The following is an 18,901-nucleotide window of genomic DNA, read 5'->3' on the forward strand; positions in this document are numbered from 1 at the left end:
GCCGGCGGCGATCCGCCCGGCCAGCGGCAGCCAGCCGCCCTCGGCGGGCAGGTCGGCGGCGCACAAGGCGTAGCCGTCCATCGCGCTGTTGTCCCAGGCCGGCACCGGGAACGGTGCGCTCAACGGCTCGGCCAGCACGCGGCCAAGGACATCGGACAGCGCCACGTGCTCCACCGCGGGCAGGGGCGGGACACGGGCGAGCAGCTCGTCGATCGCCTCGTCAACCGGCCGCAGGCCCTTGCTGTCGCAGCCGCAGGCGCTCATGAGCGGCTCCCGCAGCAAACGCGCGGCGGCTCGTCCAGCGAGGCTTTCAGGTGGGCGACGAAGTTGCACGGGCCGGTGCGGCTGTCGAGCTGCTCGCCAAGAATCTTCTGCCAGGCAGTGCGGCAGGCATTGGGCGAGCCCGGCAGGCAGCACACCAGGGTGCCGTTGCTGATCCCGGCCAGGGCCCGCGACTGCAGCGCCGAGGTGCCGATCTCGGCCAGCGAGACATGACGGAATAGCTCGCCGAAGCCGTCGACCTGTTTGTCCAGCAGCGGCTGTACCGCCTGCGGGGTGTTGTCGCGGGCGGTGAAGCCGGTGCCGCCGGTGATCAGCACCACCTGCACCGTCGCATCGGCGATCCAGTTACTGACCCGGGCGCGGATCTGCCAGATGTCGTCGATGACGATGGCGCGCTCGGCCAGCGCATGGCCGGCACCTGCGAGGTGGTCGACCAGCACCTGCCCCGAGGTGTCGTTGGCCAGGGTGCGGGTGTCGCTGACGGTCAGCACCGCGATATTGAGCGGCTGGAATTCATGGGTGGACAGATGAGCCATGGCTCGCAACTCCGTGGAAAAATTTGCTGCAGGCTGAGCCTGCGGTAGGTCGGGGAACAGCCCCCTAATGTATTTCCTCACCCTAGCCGCTCTCTGCCGGGCGCGCCGCCGGCTGCGACCACGCGTCGCAAACGCGTCAGGCGCCGGCCGTTTCAACCGCCGCTGGCATTCATGAAGCGCAGCACCTGGACCTCGCCAGCGTGGGAGAACTCGTGGCGCAGCGGTTTGCGTTGCAGCGCCGCGTGGATGGCGTCGATCAGCGGCTGGTCGCTGGTCGGATGGCGGCGCAGCAGCGCGCGCAGGTCGATGGAATGCTCGTGGCCCAGGCACAGCAGCAGGCGCCCCTCCACCGTCAGCCGCACGCGGTTGCAGGTGGCGCAGAAGTTGTGCGAATGCGGCGAGATGAAGCCGATGCGCGTCTGCGGATGCTCCGGCAGGCGCACATAGCGCGCCGGGCCGCCGCTCTGCTCGGCCGAATCGATCAGCGCGTGACGCGCGGCGATCAGCGCCTTGACCTCGTCGCTGGAGCAGAAGCTCTCGCCGCGCGAACGGCCGACATCGCCCAGCGGCATTTCCTCGATGAAGCTCAAATCCAGCCCGCCGGCGATGGCGAAATCCACCAGGTCGGCGACCTCCTCGGCGTTGCGGCCCTTCATCACCACGGCATTGAGCTTGATCCGCTCGAAGCCGGCGGCGCGCGCCGCATCGATGCCGTCGAGCACCTGCTGCAGCTGGCCGGTGCGGGTAATGGCGTGGAATTTCTCGGCGTCCAGGCTATCCAGCTGATATTCAGCCGTTTCACGCCAGCCCGCGCCAGTGGCTCGGCAAGCCTGACCAGCTGCGAGCCGTTGGTGGTCATCACCAGTTCGCGCAGCCCGGGCAAGGCCGCGATGCGCTCGCAGAGACCGACGATGCCCTGGCGTACCAGCGGCTCGCCGCCAGTGAGGCGGATCTTCTTCACGCCCAGCCCGACGAAGATGCGCGCGATGCGCTCCAGCTCCTCCAGACCGAGCACCTGCTGGCGCGGCAGGAAGGTCATGTCCTCGGCCATGCAGTAGACGCAGCGGAAATCGCAGCGGTCCGTCACCGACATGCGCAGGTAGTCGATCTGGCGGTCGTGGGCATCGCGTAGTTGAGTCATCGATAACACCTCTGAAGCCTCGTAGGGTGGATGACGCTTTTTTCATCCACCAGGGCCCTGCCCGGTGGATGGGTGAAGCGTCATCCACCTACGTAGAGCCAAGCCGCGGTTACTGCATCAGCGGGGTTTCCGCGCCCTGCAGGTGGATGCCCTCGATGTTCGCCGCCTCCACCAGGTTCTGCAGGTACTGGCTGACGCCGATCTGCCAGACGCGCTGGTTGAGTTCGGCGCGAATCGCACCGGCGACCGCCTCGTAGGGCAATTGCTCGCCCTCGATACGCTGGTCGACGAACGCCAGGTGGTAGCCGTAGCGGCTTTCCAGCGGCTGCTGGCAGAGGCCGACCGGCAGACGGAACAGCTGGCGCTCGAACTCCGGCACGGTCTGGCCCTTGCTGATCTGCCCCAGCGCCCCGCCCTGCTCCTTGGACGGACAGGCCGAATGCTGCAGCGCGAGCTCGGCGAAGCGTTGCGGCGCCGCCTGCAGTTGCTGCAACAGGCCCAGCGCCTGCTCGCGCGCCAGGCTACGTGCCTCGGCGTCATCCGCCGGACAGGCCAGCAGGATGTGCCGCGCGGCCAGCAGCGGCGCGCTGAAGAAGCGCTGACGATTGCCGTTGTAGTACTGCCGGCAGGTCGCCTCGTCGGCCAGCGGCAGCGGCACTTCCTGTTCGATCAGCGTCCGCGTGGCCGCTTCCTCCTCGCTTTCGCCGGACGCCGCCTGCACCACCAGGCCGAGTTCGGCGATGCGCTGCTGCAACAGCTCGCGCACCACCAGTGCCTGGGTCGCCAGAAAGACCGCCTCGTCGCGGCTCTCGGCGGGGTGATACTGCAATTCCTGGGCGATGGCCTGGGGCGCGATCGCCACCCCGTTGACCCGCACCCGCGGCCATTCCTGTTCGCTGCTGGCGATCAGCAGCGGTTCGCCGGCGGCCTGTTCCCCGGCGGGCTCGATTTCTTCTTCATGCGGCAGCTCCTCGAACAGAGGGGCCTCGGCCGGCACTTCGATTTCCGGGCGGGCGCCACCACCGCAGCCGCCGCCTCCCGTGCTTCCACCACATCCACAACCCATGATGACTACCTCGATAAAAACCGTGGAAGGTCGATCCGATCGGCCACGGCGACCGGCGCGCTAAGCGCCGGCCGCCGGGACCTCAGGCCGGGGTCTTGCTCTTGGCCGTGGCGTAGCCCGGCACGGCGGCCGGTGCGCTGCCTTCGCGGGCCGGCGCCTCGTAGGTGCGCGGGCGCTGCGGACGCGGCATGGCCGGCTTGACGCCCTTCTGCCGGACGATCTGGTAGCGCCGCCCCAGGTACCACACCGGCGCGCTGACGATGTGCACCAGGCGGGTGAAGGGGAACAGCACGAACAGGGTCATGCCGAGGAACACGTGCAGCTTGTAGATCACGCTGACCGACTCGATGGCGCCTGCGGCCTTGACCGGCTGCAGGGTGACCAGGCTCTGCGCCCAGGTGCCCAGCAGCACCATCACCGAACCGTCCAGGTGGCCGGTGGAGGCGACGATGGTCAGCAGACCCAGCACCAGCTGCGCCAGCAGCACGAACAGGATCATGATGTCGCTGGTGTTGGAGGTGGCCCGCACGCGCGCGTCGGTCAGCCGGCGCTGGATCAGCATCACCAGGCCGATCAGGCAGAGGATGCCGAAGAAGCCACCGGACACCATCGCCACGATCTGCTTCTGACCGCTGCTGATGAAGTGGTGGTACAGCGCCTCGGGCATCAGCAGGCCGACGAAGTGCCCGGCCAGGATGAAGATGATGCCGACGTGGAACAGGTTGCTCGCCAGGCGCATGCGGTTGTTCGACAGCATCTGGCTCGAGCCGGCCTTCCAGCTGTACTGCGACAGGTCGAAGCGCGCCCAGCTGCCGATCAGGCAGATGGCCAGGGCGATGTAGGGGTAGACCCCGAACAGCAGGAAATTGAAGTTAGACATTGCGCACCTCCTGGGCGAGCGCAGCGGCCTGCCCGTCATGCTTGAAATCGGTCCAGTGCAGCGGCACCGGGCTTTCCTCGCGAGCCTTGCCCGGCCCGCTCGGCATGGATGGGCAGCGATCCTGCTGCTCGGCCTGGAGGAAGTTGACCTGTTCCTCCTCCCAGATCTTGTCCAGCGCCTCCAGCGAGTCGTCGCGCTCTTCGGCGGCAACCTGCTGCTGCAGGCCGGCCAGGGTTTCCTGCACCGGCTCGCCGGCGATCTGCAGCAGTGCGGTGAAGCACGCGGCATGCGGGCTCTCGCGTTCCTGCAGACGGGCCGCCAGCAGGGCCAGCAGATGGGCGACATCGGCCAGCCCCTCGCGGGCCTCGAGCTCCTCGCGGGTGGCGAGGTACTCGAGGTACAGCGGGATGTAGTCCGGCAGCTCGCGCACGCCGATGGCGAAACCGGCGTCGGTGTACTGCGCCATCAGGTCGACCATGGCCTGGCCGCGGTCGCGCGACTCGCCGTGGACGTGCTCGAACAGCAGCAGCGACAGCGCGCGGCCCTTGTCGAACAGGTCGGTGTAGCGCTCCTGCACGTCCATCAGGTCGCCTTCGGTCAGCTCGTCGAGCAGGCGGCGCAGCGCGATGCGCTGCTCCGGGCTGATCTCGCGGGCCGAGCCGATGGCCTGAGCCAGTTCGGCATGGCCGTCGCGCAGGTGCTGGTCGGGATAGTCCAGCAGCAGGGAAATCACTTTAAGGATGCGCATGGCTCAGTCCTCCCACAGCTGGACGGTCTTGATGATGTCGCGGCGGTTGGCCTTCCTGGCACCGAACATGTTGGTGTCCGAGGCGCCGGAGCAGCCGCTGCCGAAGCTGAAGCCGCAGCCGGAGCGCTCGGCGAAGGCGTCGCTCATGGCCTCCTCGCGGTGCGCGGTGGGGATCACGTAGCGGTCCTCGTAGTTGGCGATGGCCAGGTAGCGGTACATGTCCTCCACCTGGGCCACCGACAGACCGACGCTCTCCAGCACCTTGAGGTCCTGCACACCATCGACCTGCTCGGCGCGCTTGTAGGCACGCATGGCGAGCATGCGCTTGAGCGCCAGCTTGACCGGCTCCTCGTCGCCTGCGGTGAGCAGGTTGGCCAGGTAACGCAGCGGGATGCGCAGGCTGTCGACGTCCGGCAGCACGCCGTCCATGCTGACGTGACCGGCACTGGCGGCGTTCTGGATCGGCGACAGCGGCGGCACGTACCACACCATCGGCAGCGTGCGGTATTCCGGGTGCAGCGGCAGGGCCAGCTTCCAGTCCACCGCCATCTTGTAGACCGGCGACTTCTGCGCGGCCTCGATCACCGACATCGGAACGCCGTCGTTGAGCGCCTGCTCGATGACCTTCGGGTCGAACGGATCGAGGAAGATCTCCAGTTGCTTGGCGTACAGGTCCTGCTCGTTGACGGTGCTGGCCACTTCATGGATGCGGTCGGCGTCGTACAGCAGCACGCCGAGGTAGCGGATGCGGCCCACGCAGGTCTCGGCACAGACGGTCGGCATGCCAGCTCGATGCGCGGGAAGCAGAAGATGCACTTCTCGGATTTGCCGCTCTTCCAGTTGAAGTAGATCTTCTTGTACGGGCAGCCGCTGATGCACATGCGCCAGCCGCGGCACTTCTCCTGGTCGATGAGGACGATGCCGTCCTCCTCGCGCTTGTAGATCGCACCGCTCGGGCAGGACGCGGCGCAGGCCGGGTTCAGGCAGTGCTCGCACAGGCGCGGCAGGTACATCATGAAGGTGTTTTCGTACTGGCCGTAGATGTCGGCCTGCACCTTGTCGAAGTTCTTGTCCTTGCGGCGCTTGGCAAACTCGGTACCGAGGATTTCTTCCCAGTTCGGGCCCCACTCGATCTTCTCCATGCGCTGGCCGGAGACCAGCGAGCGCGGACGCGCCACCGGCTGGTGCTCGGAGAGCGGCGCGGTGTGCAGATTCTGGTAGTCGAAGTCGAACGGCTCGTAGTAGTCGTCGATGGTCGGCAGGTCCGGGTTGGCGAAGATGTTCGCCAGCACGCGGAACTTGCCGCCGATACGCGGATTGATGGTGCCGTCGCCATTGCGCACCCAGCCGCCCTTCCACTTGTCCTGGTTCTCCCACTCCTTCGGGTAGCCGATGCCAGGCTTGGTCTCGACGTTGTTGAACCAGGCGTATTCCATGCCTTCGCGGCTGGTCCAGACGTTCTTGCAGGTGATCGAGCAGGTGTGGCAGCCGATGCACTTGTCCAGGTTCAGGACCATGCCTACTTGTGAACGAATCTTCATGGCCTTTTTCCTCAGATGTCTTGCGGCAGGGGTTGCGGCAGCTCATGGCCATTCGGGCCGTCGAGCCAGTCGACCTTGTTCATCTTGCGCACCACGACGAATTCGTCGCGGTTGCAACCCACGGTGCCGTAGTAGTTGAAGCCGTACGCCTGCTGGGCGTAGCCGCCGATCATGTGGGTGGGCTTGAGCACCACGCGGGTCACCGAGTTGTGGTGGCCGCCGCGGGTCTTGGTGCTCTCGGCGCCGGGCACGTTCACGATGCGTTCCTGGGCGTGGTACATCATCACCATGCCTTCCATCACGCGCTGGCTGACCACCGCGCGGGCGGTCAGGGCGCCGTTGGCGTTGAAGCACTCGATCCAGTCGTTGTCCTCGATGCCGGCCTTCTTGGCGTCGATTTCGCTCATCCAGACGATCGGGCCGCCGCGGCTGAGGGTGAGCATGATCAGGTTGTCCGAGTAGGTGCTGTGGATGCCCCACTTCTGGTGCGGGGTGATCCAGTTCAGGACGATCTCGGGGTTGCCGTTGCTCTTCTTGCCCTTCACGTAGTCGACGGTGCGGGTGTTGATCGGCGGCCGGTAGCTCATCAGCTGCTCGCCGAAGGCCTGCATCCAGGGGTGATCCTGGAAGAACTGCTGGCGACCGGTGATGGTGCGCCACGGGATGTACTCGTGGACGTTGGTGTAGCCGGCGTTGTACGACACGTGCTCGTCTTCGAGACCCGACCAGGTCGGGCTGGAGATGATCTTGCGCGGCTGCGCCTGGATGTCACGGAAGCGGATCGCCTCGTGCTCCTTGGGCAATGCCAGGTGGCTGTGGTCGCGACCGGTGAATTCCGACAGCGCGGCCCAGGCCTTCACGGCGACGTGGCCGTTGGTTTCCGGCGCCAGCGAGAGGATCACTTCCGCCGCATCGATGGCCGATTCGATCTTCGGCCGGCCCTGGCTGACACCCTCCTCACGCACCTTGTAGTTCAGCTCGCCGAGGAACTCGACCTCGTGCTCGGTGTTCCAGTTGATGCCTTTGCCGCCGTTGCCCAGCTTGTCCAGCAGCGGACCGAGGGAGGTGAACTTCTTGTAGGTGTTCGGGTAGTCGCGCTCGACCACGGTGATGTTCGGGCAGTTCTTGCCCGGTACCGGGTCCTTGCCCTCGGTTTTCCAGTCGGTGCCGCCGAACGGCTGCGCCAGCTCGCCGGGGGTGTCGTGCAGCAGCGGGATGGTGACCAGGTCCTGCTCGACGCCCAGCTGACCGACCGCCATCTCGGAGAACGCCTTGGCGATGCCCTTGTAGATTTCCCAGTCGGACTTGGCTTCCCAGGCCGGGTCGATCGCCGCAGACAGCGGGTGGATGAACGGGTGCATGTCCGAGGTGTTCATGTCGTCCTTCTCGTACCAGGTCGCGGTCGGCAGGACGATGTCGGAGTACACGCAGGTCGAGGACATGCGGAAGTCGAGGGTGGTGACCAGGTCGAGCTTGCCGATGGCGCCCTCGTCCTGCCATTCGGCCTCGGTCGGCTTGAAGCCGTCGCGCTTGCCGAGGTCTTCGTTCATCACGCCGTTTCGGGTGCCCAGCAGGTACTTGAGCATGTACTCGTGGCCCTTGCCCGAGCTGCCCAGCAGGTTGGAGCGCCAGATAAACATGTTGCGCGGGAAGTTCACCGGGTTGTCCGGCTGCTCGCAGGAGAAGCGCAGCGAGCCATCTTTCAGCGACTGGGTGACATAGTCGACCGGCGACATGCCGGCAGCCTCGGCATCACGGCAGATCTGCAGCGGGTTGCGGTTGAGCTGCGGTGCGCTCGGCAGCCAGCCGGCGCGTTCGGCGCGGATGTTGTAGTCGAGCATGTGCTCGGGGAACTGCGACTTGTCGGCCAGCGGCGAGAGCACTTCGTGGATGCTCATCTTCTCGTGGCGCCACTGCGAGCTGTGGTTGTAGAAGAAGCTGGTGCCGTTCATCTGGCGCGGCGGACGGCTCCAGTCGAGGCCGAAGGCCAGCGGCAGCCAGCCACACTGCGGACGCAGCTTTTCCTGACCCACGTAGTGCGCCCAGCCGCCACCGGTCTGACCGACGCAACCGCACAACATCAGCATGTTGATCAGGCCGCGGTAGTTCATGTCCATGTGGTACCAGTGGTTCATCGCCGCACCGACGATGATCATGGAACGGCCATGGGTCTTGTCGGCGTTGTCGGCGAATTCACGGGCGATCTGGATCGCCTTCTCGCGGGACACGCCGGTGATGACTTCCTGCCAGGCCGGGGTGCCCGGCACGCTGGCATCGTCGTAGCTGGAGGCGACGTTGGCGCCGCCCAGGCCACGGTCGATACCCAGGTTGGCGGCCATCAGGTCGAACACGGTGGCGACCTTGGTGGTGCTGCCGTCGGCCAGGGTGATCGAGCGCACCGGTACGCGGCGCAGCTGGATGTCTTCGCCTTCGGCGTGCTGGAAGTGCTCGTGGTGGATGCCGCCGAAGTACGGGAAGGCGACCTCGGCGGTCTCGCCGCCGTCGATCTGGCTCAGGCGCAGGTCGACGTCACGGCCTTCCTGGCCTTCGCGGGCCTCGATGTTCCACTTGCCCTTCTCGCCCCAGCGGTAGCCGATCGACCCCAGCGGCGAGACCAGCACGCCGGTCTTGTCGTCGACGGCGATGGTCTTCCACTCGGGATTGTTCTCCTGGCCGAGGTTGTCGGCCAGGTCCGAGGCGCGCAGGAAGCGGTCGGCCACGTAGCTGCCGTCCTTCTCGTTCAGGCGCACCAGCACCGGCAGGTCGGTGTAGCGCTTGGCGTAGTCGCGGAAGTACGCGCTCGGCTTCTCCAGGTGGAATTCCTTGAAGATGACGTGGGCGAAGGCCTGGGCCAGCGCGGCGTCGGTGCCCTGCTTGGGGTTGAGCCAGAGGTCGGTGAGCTTGGCGACTTCGGCGTAGTCCGGGGTGATGGCGACGGTCTTGGTGCCCTTGTAGCGCACCTCGGTGAAGAAGTGCGCATCCGGCGTACGCGTCTGCGGGACGTTGGAGCCCCAGGCGATGATGTAGTTGGAGTTGTACCAGTCGGCCGACTCCGGCACGTCGGTCTGCTCGCCCCAGATCTGCGGCGAGGCCGGCGGCAGGTCGCAGTACCAGTCGTAGAACGACAGGCAAACGCCACCGATCAGCGACAGGTAACGGGAACCTGCGGCGTAGGAAACCATGGACATCGCCGGGATCGGCGAGAAGCCGATGACGCGGTCCGGGCCGTACTGCTTGACGGTGTAGACGTTGGCCGCGGCGATGATCTCGTTGACTTCGTCCCAGCTGGAGCGGATGAAGCCGCCCATGCCGCGCTTGCTCTTGTAGGACTCGGCCTTGGCCTTGTCCTCGACGATGCTGGCCCAGGCGTCCACCGGGGTCATGTTGCGCCGCGCCTCGCGCCACAGTTTCAGCAGCGGCTTGCGCACCTTCGGATACTTCAGGCGGTTGGCGCTGTAGATGTACCAGCTGTAGCTGGCCCCGCGCGGACAGCCGCGTGGCTCGTGGTTGGGCAGGTCGTTGCGGGTGCGCGGGTAGTCGGTCTGCTGGGTTTCCCAGGTGATCAGGCCGTTCTTGACGTAGATCTTCCAGGAGCAGGAACCGGTGCAGTTCACCCCGTGGGTCGAGCGCACGATCTTGTCGTACTGCCAGCGCGAGCGGTAGACGTTCTCCCAGTCGCGGGATTCGATGCGGGTTTCGCCATGACCATCGGCGAACTCGCCTTGCTTCCTGTTGAAGAAGCGCAGTTGATCGAGCAAGTGGCTCATCGTTTTCTCTCCTCACTCCGGTTGCGAACCACTGGCCCGACCGGTCGGCTTATCGATCTCGGCTGGCGCCGGCCATGTGGCCGGCGCGTTTCGTTGAAATTGTCAGGACGCGAGCTTGTGGCGGGCCTCCAGTTCGCGGTCGACGCTGGAGACGTAGTACTCGTCGGAGAACGCGCCCTCGGGTTCCTTCAGCCAGAGCAGGCAGAGCCCGAAGCTGAGGAACGCACCGGCGGCGATCACCATGAAGAACTGCGAGGGGTTCACGAAGGTGAACAGGGTCAGGTAGCAGACGGCGCCGACGTTGCCGTAGGCCCCGGCCATGCCGGAGATCTGCCCGGTGACGCGGCGCTTGATCGACGGGATGATCCCGAAGGTCGCGCCCTCGGCACCCTGGACGAACACCGAGCAGAGCACGGTGATCGCCACGGCGACGATCAGCGGCCACTTGGCGTTCATCAGGCCCATCAGCAGGAAGCCGATGGCGATGCCCAGCATGTAGGCCAGCATGACGAAGCGGCGGTTGCCGAAGCGGTCGGAGACCAGGCCGCCCATGGGCCGCGCCACCAGGTTCACGAAGGCGAAGGAGGCGGCGATGATGCCGGCGGTGGTCGGCGTCAGCCCCCAGGTCTGCTCGAAGAACATCGGCAGCATCGACACCACGGCCAGCTCGGCGCCGAAGTTGGCGAAGTAGGTGGAGTTCAGCGCGGCCACGGTGTTGAAGGGGTACTTGTCGTCCTCCGGCACGCCCTTCTTCAGGATCGGCACGTTGACCCGCAGGATCTGCACGACCTGGAAGATCACCACCAGGGCGATCACCGCGTAGCAGATCGCCGCGCCGGTGGCGCCCAGGTAGCCCATGTTCTCGATGCGCCAGACCAGGATGCCGAGCACGCCGACCATGGGAATGGTCCAGACGATCAGCTTGATCATGTCCGCCCAGGTGCTGACTTCCAGCGCGCTGGCCTTGTGCGGCTTGCGGTGCACGGTGCCGGCCGGGCCGTCGGTGAGGGCGAACCAGTAGTACACGCCGTAGATGGCCATGATGATCGCCGAGCTGGCGATCGCCCAGCGCCAGCCTTCCGGCCCGCCGAAGGCGTGGATGGCGATGGCCGGCAGGCTCATGGCGGCGGCGGCGGAACCGAAGTTGCCCCAGCCGGCATAGAAGCCTTCGGCGAAACCGATGTCCCTGGGCTTGAACCACATGGCGGTCATGTGGATGCCGACCACGAAGCTGGCGCCGATGGAGCTGAGGATCAGCCGCGAGACCAGCAATTGGACGCGGCTGTCACCGAAGGCGAAGAACAGTGCGGGTGCGGCCATCACCACCAGCAGCACCGAGAACACCCGGCGCGGGCCCCAGTGGTCCAGCGCCATGCCGACCAGGATGCGCGCCGGGATGGTCAGCGCCACGTTGGCGATGGCGAACAGCTTGAGGTCCTCGGGCGTCAGCCAGTTCACGCTTTTCAGCATGCTCGAGGCCAGCGGCGCCATGCCGAACCAGACGAAGAAACAGATGTAGAAGGCGATCCAGGTCAGGTGCAGGGCCCGGATCTCGGGGCGCTTCCATTCGAACAGCGTAGAAACTCTCATGATGAGCTCCTTACTCAGGGACAGGCTTGGATCAGGACCGGGCACGGTGCCCGACGGGCCAGGAAGGCGCTGACGCTGCCGAAGGTCATGTAGTCGAGCTCGTCGACCAGCAGATTCAGCGAGCGGGAGATGAAGCCGCCGTCCGGCTCGTTGGAATGCCGCGCGATGACCAGCAGGTCAGGCTTCTTGTGCTCGGCGGCCTTGAGGATCATCTTGCGGGCGTCGCCCTCGGCGAGGATCACGTCGGCGTCCAGGCCGAATGCGCTGACGCGGTCGGCGGCCTCGTGCAGGAAGGTCTGGAACTCGCCGCGATCGCGCTCGTAGAGCTCGACGGCCGAGTCGCTGGTGTCGCGGCTTTCTTCCACCACGCCGATGAGGATGATCAGCGGCTTGAGCGGGCCGAACATGTCGAGGGTGGCGTCCAGGGCCTTCCTGGCGTTACGCGAGTTGTCGTAGGCAATCATGATTTTCATGGCGGCACTCCGGACTCAGGGGTTCTTCACGTAGGCGTTGGGGCGCAGGTAGAACCACCAGTTGAGGATCAGGCACAGCGCGTAGAACACCGCGAAGCCGTACATCGCCACCTCGGGGGTGCCGGCCTTGACCTGCTCGCCGATCACGATGGGCGCGACGAAGGAGCCGTAGGCGGCCACCGCCGAGGTCCAGCCGAGTACCGGGCCGGCCTTTTCGCGGTCGTAGATCACGCCGATGGTGCGGAAGGTGGAGCCGTTGCCGATGCCGCTGGCGGCGAACAGCACCAGGAACAGCAGCAGGAAGACGAAGAAGTACTGCTCCGGCTGGCTGGAGCCATAGGCCTGGTGCATCACGTAGCCGGCCGCGACCGAGGCGATGACCATCACCACCGAGATCACCTGGGTGACGATGGAGCCGCCGACCTTGTCGGAGATCCAGCCGCCCAGCGGACGGATCAGCGCGCCGATGAAGGGGCCGATCCAGGCGTAGGTCAGCGCGCTCGGCGCATTCGGGTTGGCGATGCGGGTGACGGTGCCGTCGGCGGCCACGTCGTTCATGAAGCCGAAGATCACCGTGATCGACAGCGGCAGCGCCATGGAGAAGCCGATGAACGAGCCGAAGGTCAGGATGTAGAGGATGCTCATCGACCAGGTGTGCTTGTCGCGGAAGATCGTGAACTGGCGCTTGATGTTCGGCTGGATGCTGCCCGGCAGCAGGCGCAGCATGCCGAGGGTCAGGCCGATGGTCAGCAGCATCACGGCCCACATGTTCAGCACGCCGAGCCCGGTGGGCGCCGGCAGGTAGAGGTACAGGCCGAGGGCGGCGGCGACGAAGGCCACGGCGTAGAGGCCGAGGATCTTGCCGAAGGCGTGCACCGGGTAGCCGGGGGTAGGCGAGATCACCAGCAGGTTGTTCATGCCGAACCAGCCGGCGAAGGCCAGCGGGATCAGGAACACCAGCCAGACCCAGCCACCGTTCTGGATCCAGGTCTCGGTGCCGGCGGGAATCTTGCCGATCAGCGTGCCGCTGTCCTTGACCAGCTCCATCGGTGCACCGGCCAGCGCGCCGAACACGCCGGCGGTCATCACCAGCGGAATGAGGATCTGCATGGTGGTCACGCCGAAGTTGCCGAGGCCGGCGTTCAGGCCCAGGGCCAGGCCCTGCTGGCTCTTCGGGAAGAAGCCGCTGATGTTGCTCATCGAGCAGGCGAAGTTGCCGCCGCCGATGCCGGAGAGGAAGGCCAGCAGCTGGAACACCCACAGCGGCGTGTCCTGGCTCTGCAGGGCGATGCCGGCGCCGGCCGCCGGAATCATCAGCAGGGCGGTGGTGAGGAAGATGGTGTTACGCCCGCCGGCGATGCGGATCATGAACGACGCCGGGATGCGCAGGGTGGCGCCGGTCAGGCCGGAGATGGCGGTGAGGGTGAACAGCTCGGCGGGCTCGAAGGGAAAGCCCAGGTTGAGCATCTGTACCGTGACGATGCCCCACATCAGCCAGATGGCGAAGCCCATCAGCAGGCTTGGAATGGAGATCCACAGATTGCGGTTGGCTACGCGCTTGCCAGTGGTATCCCAGAAGGTCTGGTCCTCCACGTCCCACTTTTCGATATTGCTCATGGTCGATCCTCTTGGCGCCGAGACCCTGCTGCTAACGCAACGGGGGTCAGGAATGGCCCGCACGCTAAGGGCCGGGGATCGATCCACAGTTGATTCAAATCAACACGCAGGGCGCGACAATTTGCTTACCCGGGCTTTTCTACCTCTTTCGGGCTACTCCCACGCCTCGAAATAAAATCCTTTTAAATCAAATAGCTATAAGAAGGACTAAGTCGTCCCAGAGCGTACCGTTCGTCGCCGAAAAGCGTTGGAGGTATAGCCAGCGCCATGGTCAAGCCGCCTTTACAGAGCGCAGAATGACGTCCTCGACGCCCCTGTGAGCCCGCCATGTATTCCTCCGAAAGCGAGCAGCTCTCCACCCGCCACTCGATCGTGTTCAACACGCTCGTGGCGTTCGTGGTGATCATCGGTTTCTCGCTCATGAGCCTGCTCGGCAGCCTGTATCTGGCCGATGCCCTGGAAGGCGACGCCGAGGCGATCAACCACGCCGGCAGCCTGCGCATGCAGACCTACCGGCTGGCCTTCGTCGCCGAACAGGGATCGCCGCAGGCGCTCGCGGAACACATCGCCGCGCTGGAAAACACCCTGGAGTCGTCTTCGCTGCGCTCGGCCCTGCACCGCCATCGCAACAGTGACCTGCCGGCCCTGCATGCCACCGTTCTGCAGCACTGGCAGCAGCGCATGCGCCCGCTGCTGGACGGCCCGAACGCGCGGCTGGCCGAGTACCGCCAGGAAGCACACACCTTCGTCAGCGAACTGGACGTCTTCGTGCACACGCTGCAGGAGCGTCGGAAGGCAAGCTGGGCGTTATCCGCGCCCTGCAGGCCGGCACCCTGTTCGTCATCGTGGCGATCGCCTTCGTGCTGGTCTACGGCCTGCACAACAACCTGGCGACGCCGCTGCGCAGCCTGACCAAGATGGCGCGCGACATCGGCCAGGGCGACTTCAGCGGCCAGGTGCGGATTCCCGGCGAGACCGAGCTGAGCCTGCTGGCGCGCACGCTCAACCAGATGAGCCAGGAACTGGCCAGCCTGTATGCGCAGATGGAACAGAAGGTGGACGAGAAGACCGCCGCCCTGACCCGCAGCAACGCCACCCTGCAGCTGCTGTTCAACAGCGCGCAGATGCTCTACAGCCAGCCCGAAGACCCGTCGCAGATGATGGGCTCGCTGCTGGGCAAGGTGCAGCAGGTGCTCGGCACCGGGCAGATTTCGCTGTGCCTGAACTACGCCTCCGAGGCCGGCAGCCACACGGCGATGACCTCGCGGGACCAGCGCCCCCCGGAGTACTGCCAGTTGCCCGACTGCGCACAGTGCCCGGTGAACCGCTGCGGCGTGTTGCCGAGTGGGGAAAAGCTGGCCAGCTTCGAGCTGCGCTCCGGCCAGGACGAGCTGGGCCTGCTGAGGGTCGCACACGCCGAGAGCGAGCCCCTGGAGCCCTGGCAGACGCTGCTGCTGACCACCCTGGCGGACCTCTTCGCCGCCTCCCTCAGCCTGGCGCAGCTGGGCCAGAAACAGGCGCGCCTGGCACTGATGGAAGAACGCGCGGTGATCGCCCGCGAGCTGCACGACTCCCTGGCCCAGGCGCTGTCGGCGCAGAAGCTGCAGCTGGCACGGCTCAAGCGCCTGATGCACAAGGACAGCGGCAAGGCCCAGCTGGACGACAGCGTCGAACAGATCGACCGCGGGCTGAACTCGGCCTACCGCCAGTTGCGCGAACTGCTGACCACCTTCCGCATCAAGGTCGACGAACCGGGGCTCAAGCCGGCCGTGCAGGCGACCATCGACGAGTTCAGCGCCAACTCCGGGCTGCAGATCGCGCTCGACTTCCAGCTCGACCACTGCCCGCTGACCCCCAACGAAGAAGTGCATTGCCTGCAGATCGTCCGCGAGGCGCTGAGCAACGTCGTCAAGCATGCCGAGGCCAGCCATTGCTGGCTGAGCCTGACCCAGGAGCCGAACGGCGCCATTCGCGTCAGGATCGATGACGATGGCATCGGAATCACCACCGAAGACAGCCGTGCCGGTCACTACGGGCTGATCATCCTGCGCGAGCGCGCCAGCAGCCTGAACGGCACGATCACCATTGGCCCACGCCCCGAGGGCGGCACGCGGGTGCACCTGCACTTCCCGCCCGCCTATCGCCACATTCCCCTGCAACAGGAGTCTGTCACGCATGAACGAAGGAACGACGACCACCACCCGCATCCTGCTCGTGGACGATCACCCGATGATGCGTCGCGGCCTGCGTGACCTGCTGGACCTGGAAGACGACCTGGAAACGGTCGGCGAGGCGGGCAACGGCGAGGACGCCATCAGGCTGGCCGTGCAGCTGGAGCCCGACCTGATCCTGCTGGACCTGAACATGCCCGGCATGGATGGCCTGGAGACCGCCCGCCGCATGCGCGACGCCGACGTCGACGCGCATATCATCATGTTCACCGTCTCCGACGAGCAGAGCCACGTGCTCGAAGCCCTGCGCAACGGCGCCGACGGCTACCTGCTCAAGGACATGGACGCCGAGCAGCTGGTCGAACAGATCCGCACGGCGGCCACCGGCAAGATGGTGCTCAGCCCGGAGCTGACCCAGGTGCTGGCCGAGGCCATCCGGGTCCGCCCCAAGCCGTCCGGCCAGGTGCAGTTCTCCAGCCTGACCAAGCGCGAGAAGGAAGTGCTGCGGCTGATCGCCAAGGGCCAGAGCAACAAGATGATCGCCCGCAAGCTGGGCATCACCGAGGGCACCGTCAAGGTCCACGTGAAGAATCTGCTGCACAAGCTGGGGCTGCGTTCGCGGGTCGAAGCCGCGGTCTGGACCTTGGAAAACCAGCAGATGCGCGCCTGATCCCCCTTCCACCGCAGGCCGGCGCAAACCTGCGCCGGCCATTCTTTCGCTCGCCATGGCAAAACTGCCACCAAGCGCACTCGATAACCCCTTAAAGCCACGTCAACTGTGGCTTTTCGCACAAAATGCGTTGGCGTTTTTGCCATCTTGACGGCAATCAATTGCAAAGATAGCAAGCAGCCTATCGTTTGCTCCGAAGCCAATCAGGAGCACACCATGAGCAGCATCCAGCCATCCCGCCTGACCCTCGGCCTGCTCGCCGCGGGCCTCGCCTGCAGCGCCACCGCCAGCGCGGAGGAAAACTTCAGCAACCTGTTCAGCGAAGCGAAGCCGATCTTCGACCTGCGCTACCGCTACGAGCACGTCGACCAGGACAATGCGCTCGAGCATGCCAACGCGCAGACCCTGCGTACCCGCGTCGGCGTGCAGAGCGGTAAGTGGTACGGTCTCTCGGCACTGATCGAAGCGGACAACGTCAGCCGCCTGGGCAAAGCGGCCTACAACGACACCCGCAACGGCCAGAGCGACTATTCGGCGGTGCCCGATCCGGACGGCAGCGAGATCAACCAGGCGCTGCTGCGCTACGACCACGCCCTGGGCAGCGCCGTGGTCGGCCGCCAGCGCATCAACCTGGACAACCAGCGCTTCGTCGGCGGCGTCGGCTGGCGGCAGAACGAGCAGACCTACGACGGCGCGCTCGGCCAGCTGAAGCCGCTCGACGGCATGACCCTGACCTACGCCTACATCGACAACATCAACAGCATCTTCGGCCCCGAGGACAACCGCTTCGACAACCGCAGCAACCCGGCCAACATCGAAGGCCACAGCCACCTGCTCAACGCCCAGTACCAGTTCGGCCCCGAACTGACCGTGACCGCCTACGGCTACCTGCTGGGCCTGGACAACCTCGCCGCCAGCGCGGCCGCCGACTACGGCACGCTGTCCAGCAAGACCACCGGCGTGCGCCTGAACGGCACCCTTGCCGGCGTCGGCTATGCCCTGGAATACGCCCGGCAGAAGGACTACGCCGACAATCCGCTGGACCTCGACAGCGAGTACTACCTGGCCGAGCTGGGCTACACGCTCAAGGGCGTGGCGCTCAAGGCCGGCATGGAAGTGCTCGGCGGCGACTCGACGCCGGGCAACCGCGCCTTCCAGACCCCGCTGGCCACCAAGCACATGTTCCAGGCTGGGCCGACACCTTCCTGCTGACCCCCGAGGACGGCGTGCAGGACGTCTACCTCGGCGGCAGCCTGCCGCTGTTCGGCGGCACCCTGCAGGCCTGGTACCACGACTTCCGCGCCGAACGCGGCAGCCGGCAGTACGGCGAGGAGATCGACATCGCCTACAGCCACGCCATCCCGCTGCTCAAGGGGCTGGTCGCCACCGTCAAGTACGCCGGCTACGACGCGGACGACTATTCGGTCGACACGGAAAAACTCTGGGCGCAGCTGCAGTACAGCTACTGACCGACCAACCGGGCCGCCCGCGCAACGGCGGCCCGGCATGCAGCCCTACGACCAAGGATTCCCACCCATGCTCCAACACCTTTTGCGGCTCGCGCTGCTGGCGGCCCTGCTGCTCGCCGGCCTCCCCGGCCATGCCGCCATCAGCGATGCCGAGGCGGTCAACCGCGCCGGCATGCAGCGCATGCTCAGCCAGCGCATCGCCAAGAGCTACCTGATGATCGCCACCGAAACCCGCGCCGACCTGGCGGCCAGCCAGCTGGACGCGAGCATCGCCAGCGTCGAGGAAAACACCCTGGCCCTGGACGATTACGCCTCCAGCAGCAGCGTGCGCAAGGCGCTCGACCAAGCCGTCGAGACCTGGCAGCAGTATCGGCAACTGGCGCTGACCCGCCCGGACCGCCAGCAATCGGCCGAACTGCTGCGCCTCGCCGACCGCTTCCTCACCCAGAGCGAAGCGCTGGTACTGGAAATCGAGCGGCAGAGCGGCAACCAGGCGGCACGGCTGGTCAATCGCAGCGGCCGCCAGCGCATGCTCAGCCAGCGCATCGCCATGCTCTACCTGGCCATGAGCTGGAAACTGCCGGACAGCCGCCTGCGCGACGACTTCGAGACCGCCGTGGCCGAGTTCGACCGCGGCCTGCAGGAACTGCGCGCCGCGCCGCAGAACAGCGAACGGATCAACCGCCAGCTCGAGCAGGTCGGTACCCAGTGGCGCTTCGCCCAGGCCGGCTTCAGCCTGGCGGACGACTCGCGCTTCGTGCCGACGGTCATCGTCACCACCAGCGAATCGCTGCTACGCAAGATGGAAGACCTGACCCGCGAATACGAGCGCCTGGCCGGCAGCACCCGCTAGGCCGAAGCGCAGCGGCGGCTACGGGCCGGGGTCGCCACGGCGAAAGGGTTGCGGCACGTCCCTGTCGGCGGGCTCGGGCGGCTCCGGCGCATCGCCG

At 66.1% G+C, this 18,901-nt stretch carries 9 protein-coding genes and 6 pseudogenes; 4 read left to right on the forward strand and 11 right to left on the reverse strand.

Annotated elements, in window-relative coordinates; translation table 11 throughout:
• From BAY1663_RS18450 to BAY1663_RS18500, 11 genes and pseudogenes are all read right to left on the reverse strand, one after another.
• Window positions 1-264, reverse strand: a pseudogene (locus tag BAY1663_RS18450) (molybdopterin molybdenumtransferase MoeA); the annotation flags it as partial.
• A complete protein-coding gene (moaB, locus tag BAY1663_RS18455) occupies window positions 261-818 on the reverse strand; it encodes a molybdenum cofactor biosynthesis protein B (RefSeq protein ID WP_037043549.1) in 558 nt (185 codons plus the stop codon). The gene moaB and the pseudogene BAY1663_RS18450, both read right to left, overlap by 4 nt.
• A gap of 152 nt (window positions 819-970) precedes the next feature.
• Window positions 971-1,959: pseudogene (moaA, locus tag BAY1663_RS18460) on the reverse strand (GTP 3',8-cyclase MoaA).
• 109 nt (window positions 1,960-2,068) lie between these two features.
• A complete protein-coding gene (locus BAY1663_RS18465) occupies window positions 2,069-3,025 on the reverse strand; it encodes a peptidylprolyl isomerase (RefSeq protein ID WP_037043550.1) in 957 nt (318 codons plus the stop codon).
• Window positions 3,026-3,230: 205 nt separating this feature from the next.
• Window positions 3,231-3,905: pseudogene (narI, locus tag BAY1663_RS18470) on the reverse strand (respiratory nitrate reductase subunit gamma); the annotation flags it as partial.
• On the reverse strand, window positions 3,898-4,653 hold the full coding sequence (narJ, locus tag BAY1663_RS18475) for a nitrate reductase molybdenum cofactor assembly chaperone (protein WP_037043552.1): 756 nt from the start codon (window positions 4,651-4,653) through the stop codon (window positions 3,898-3,900). The gene narJ and the pseudogene narI, both read right to left, overlap by 8 nt.
• 3 nt (window positions 4,654-4,656) lie before the next feature.
• Window positions 4,657-6,194, reverse strand: a pseudogene (narH, locus tag BAY1663_RS18480) (nitrate reductase subunit beta).
• Window positions 6,195-6,205: 11 nt separating this feature from the next.
• On the reverse strand, window positions 6,206-9,961 hold the full coding sequence (locus tag BAY1663_RS18485; RefSeq protein ID WP_037043553.1) for a nitrate reductase subunit alpha: 3,756 nt from the start codon (window positions 9,959-9,961) through the stop codon (window positions 6,206-6,208).
• 102 nt (window positions 9,962-10,063) lie between these two features.
• Window positions 10,064-11,551 carry an MFS transporter gene (locus tag BAY1663_RS18490; RefSeq protein ID WP_037043554.1) on the reverse strand — a complete coding sequence of 496 codons (1,488 nt, stop codon included), beginning with the start codon at window positions 11,549-11,551 and terminating at the stop codon, window positions 10,064-10,066.
• 14 nt (window positions 11,552-11,565) lie between these two features.
• Window positions 11,566-12,024, reverse strand: coding sequence for a universal stress protein (locus BAY1663_RS18495; RefSeq protein WP_037043555.1), 459 nt, complete (start codon window positions 12,022-12,024; stop codon window positions 11,566-11,568).
• A gap of 15 nt (window positions 12,025-12,039) precedes the next feature.
• Window positions 12,040-13,641, reverse strand: coding sequence for a NarK/NasA family nitrate transporter (locus BAY1663_RS18500; protein ID WP_037043557.1), 1,602 nt, complete (start codon window positions 13,639-13,641; stop codon window positions 12,040-12,042).
• 327 nt (window positions 13,642-13,968) lie between these two features.
• Between BAY1663_RS18500 and BAY1663_RS18505 the strand changes: the two are divergent.
• The 4 genes and pseudogenes from BAY1663_RS18505 (at window position 13,969) to BAY1663_RS18520 (ending at window position 18,804) form a co-directional block, all read left to right on the forward strand.
• Window positions 13,969-15,893: pseudogene (locus tag BAY1663_RS18505) on the forward strand (type IV pili methyl-accepting chemotaxis transducer N-terminal domain-containing protein).
• The gene (narL, locus tag BAY1663_RS18510) at window positions 15,871-16,482 is read left to right on the forward strand and encodes a two-component system response regulator NarL (protein WP_256046204.1); all 612 of its coding nucleotides are present in this window, start codon (window positions 15,871-15,873) and stop codon (window positions 16,480-16,482) included. Before BAY1663_RS18505 ends, narL begins: the two are co-directional and overlap by 23 nt.
• 216 nt (window positions 16,483-16,698) lie before the next feature.
• Window positions 16,699-17,951 (forward strand): annotated as a pseudogene (locus BAY1663_RS18515) (alginate export family protein).
• 67 nt (window positions 17,952-18,018) lie between these two features.
• The gene (locus BAY1663_RS18520; RefSeq protein WP_037043561.1) at window positions 18,019-18,804 is read left to right on the forward strand and encodes a type IV pili methyl-accepting chemotaxis transducer N-terminal domain-containing protein; all 786 of its coding nucleotides are present in this window, start codon (window positions 18,019-18,021) and stop codon (window positions 18,802-18,804) included.
• Window positions 18,805-18,901: the final 97 nt, after the last annotated feature.

Source organism: Pseudomonas sp. BAY1663, from assembly GCF_000582595.1.
In the GTDB taxonomy this organism is placed as follows: Bacteria; Pseudomonadota; Gammaproteobacteria; order Pseudomonadales; family Pseudomonadaceae; genus Stutzerimonas; species Stutzerimonas stutzeri_AF.

Coding starts and splice junctions, on each gene's coding strand:
- narL (WP_256046204.1), top strand. CDS start 15,871: ATGATGCGTCGCGGCCTGCGTGACCTGCTGGACCTGGAAGACGACCTG.
- BAY1663_RS18485 (WP_037043553.1), bottom strand. CDS start 9,961: ATGAGCCACTTGCTCGATCAACTGCGCTTCTTCAACAGGAAGCAAGGC.
- moaB (WP_037043549.1), bottom strand. CDS start 818: ATGGCTCATCTGTCCACCCATGAATTCCAGCCGCTCAATATCGCGGTG.
- BAY1663_RS18520 (WP_037043561.1), top strand. CDS start 18,019: ATGCTCCAACACCTTTTGCGGCTCGCGCTGCTGGCGGCCCTGCTGCTC.
- BAY1663_RS18465 (WP_037043550.1), bottom strand. CDS start 3,025: ATGGGTTGTGGATGTGGTGGAAGCACGGGAGGCGGCGGCTGCGGTGGT.
- BAY1663_RS18500 (WP_037043557.1), bottom strand. CDS start 13,641: ATGAGCAATATCGAAAAGTGGGACGTGGAGGACCAGACCTTCTGGGAT.
- BAY1663_RS18490 (WP_037043554.1), bottom strand. CDS start 11,551: ATGAGAGTTTCTACGCTGTTCGAATGGAAGCGCCCCGAGATCCGGGCC.
- narJ (WP_037043552.1), bottom strand. CDS start 4,653: ATGCGCATCCTTAAAGTGATTTCCCTGCTGCTGGACTATCCCGACCAG.
- BAY1663_RS18495 (WP_037043555.1), bottom strand. CDS start 12,024: ATGAAAATCATGATTGCCTACGACAACTCGCGTAACGCCAGGAAGGCC.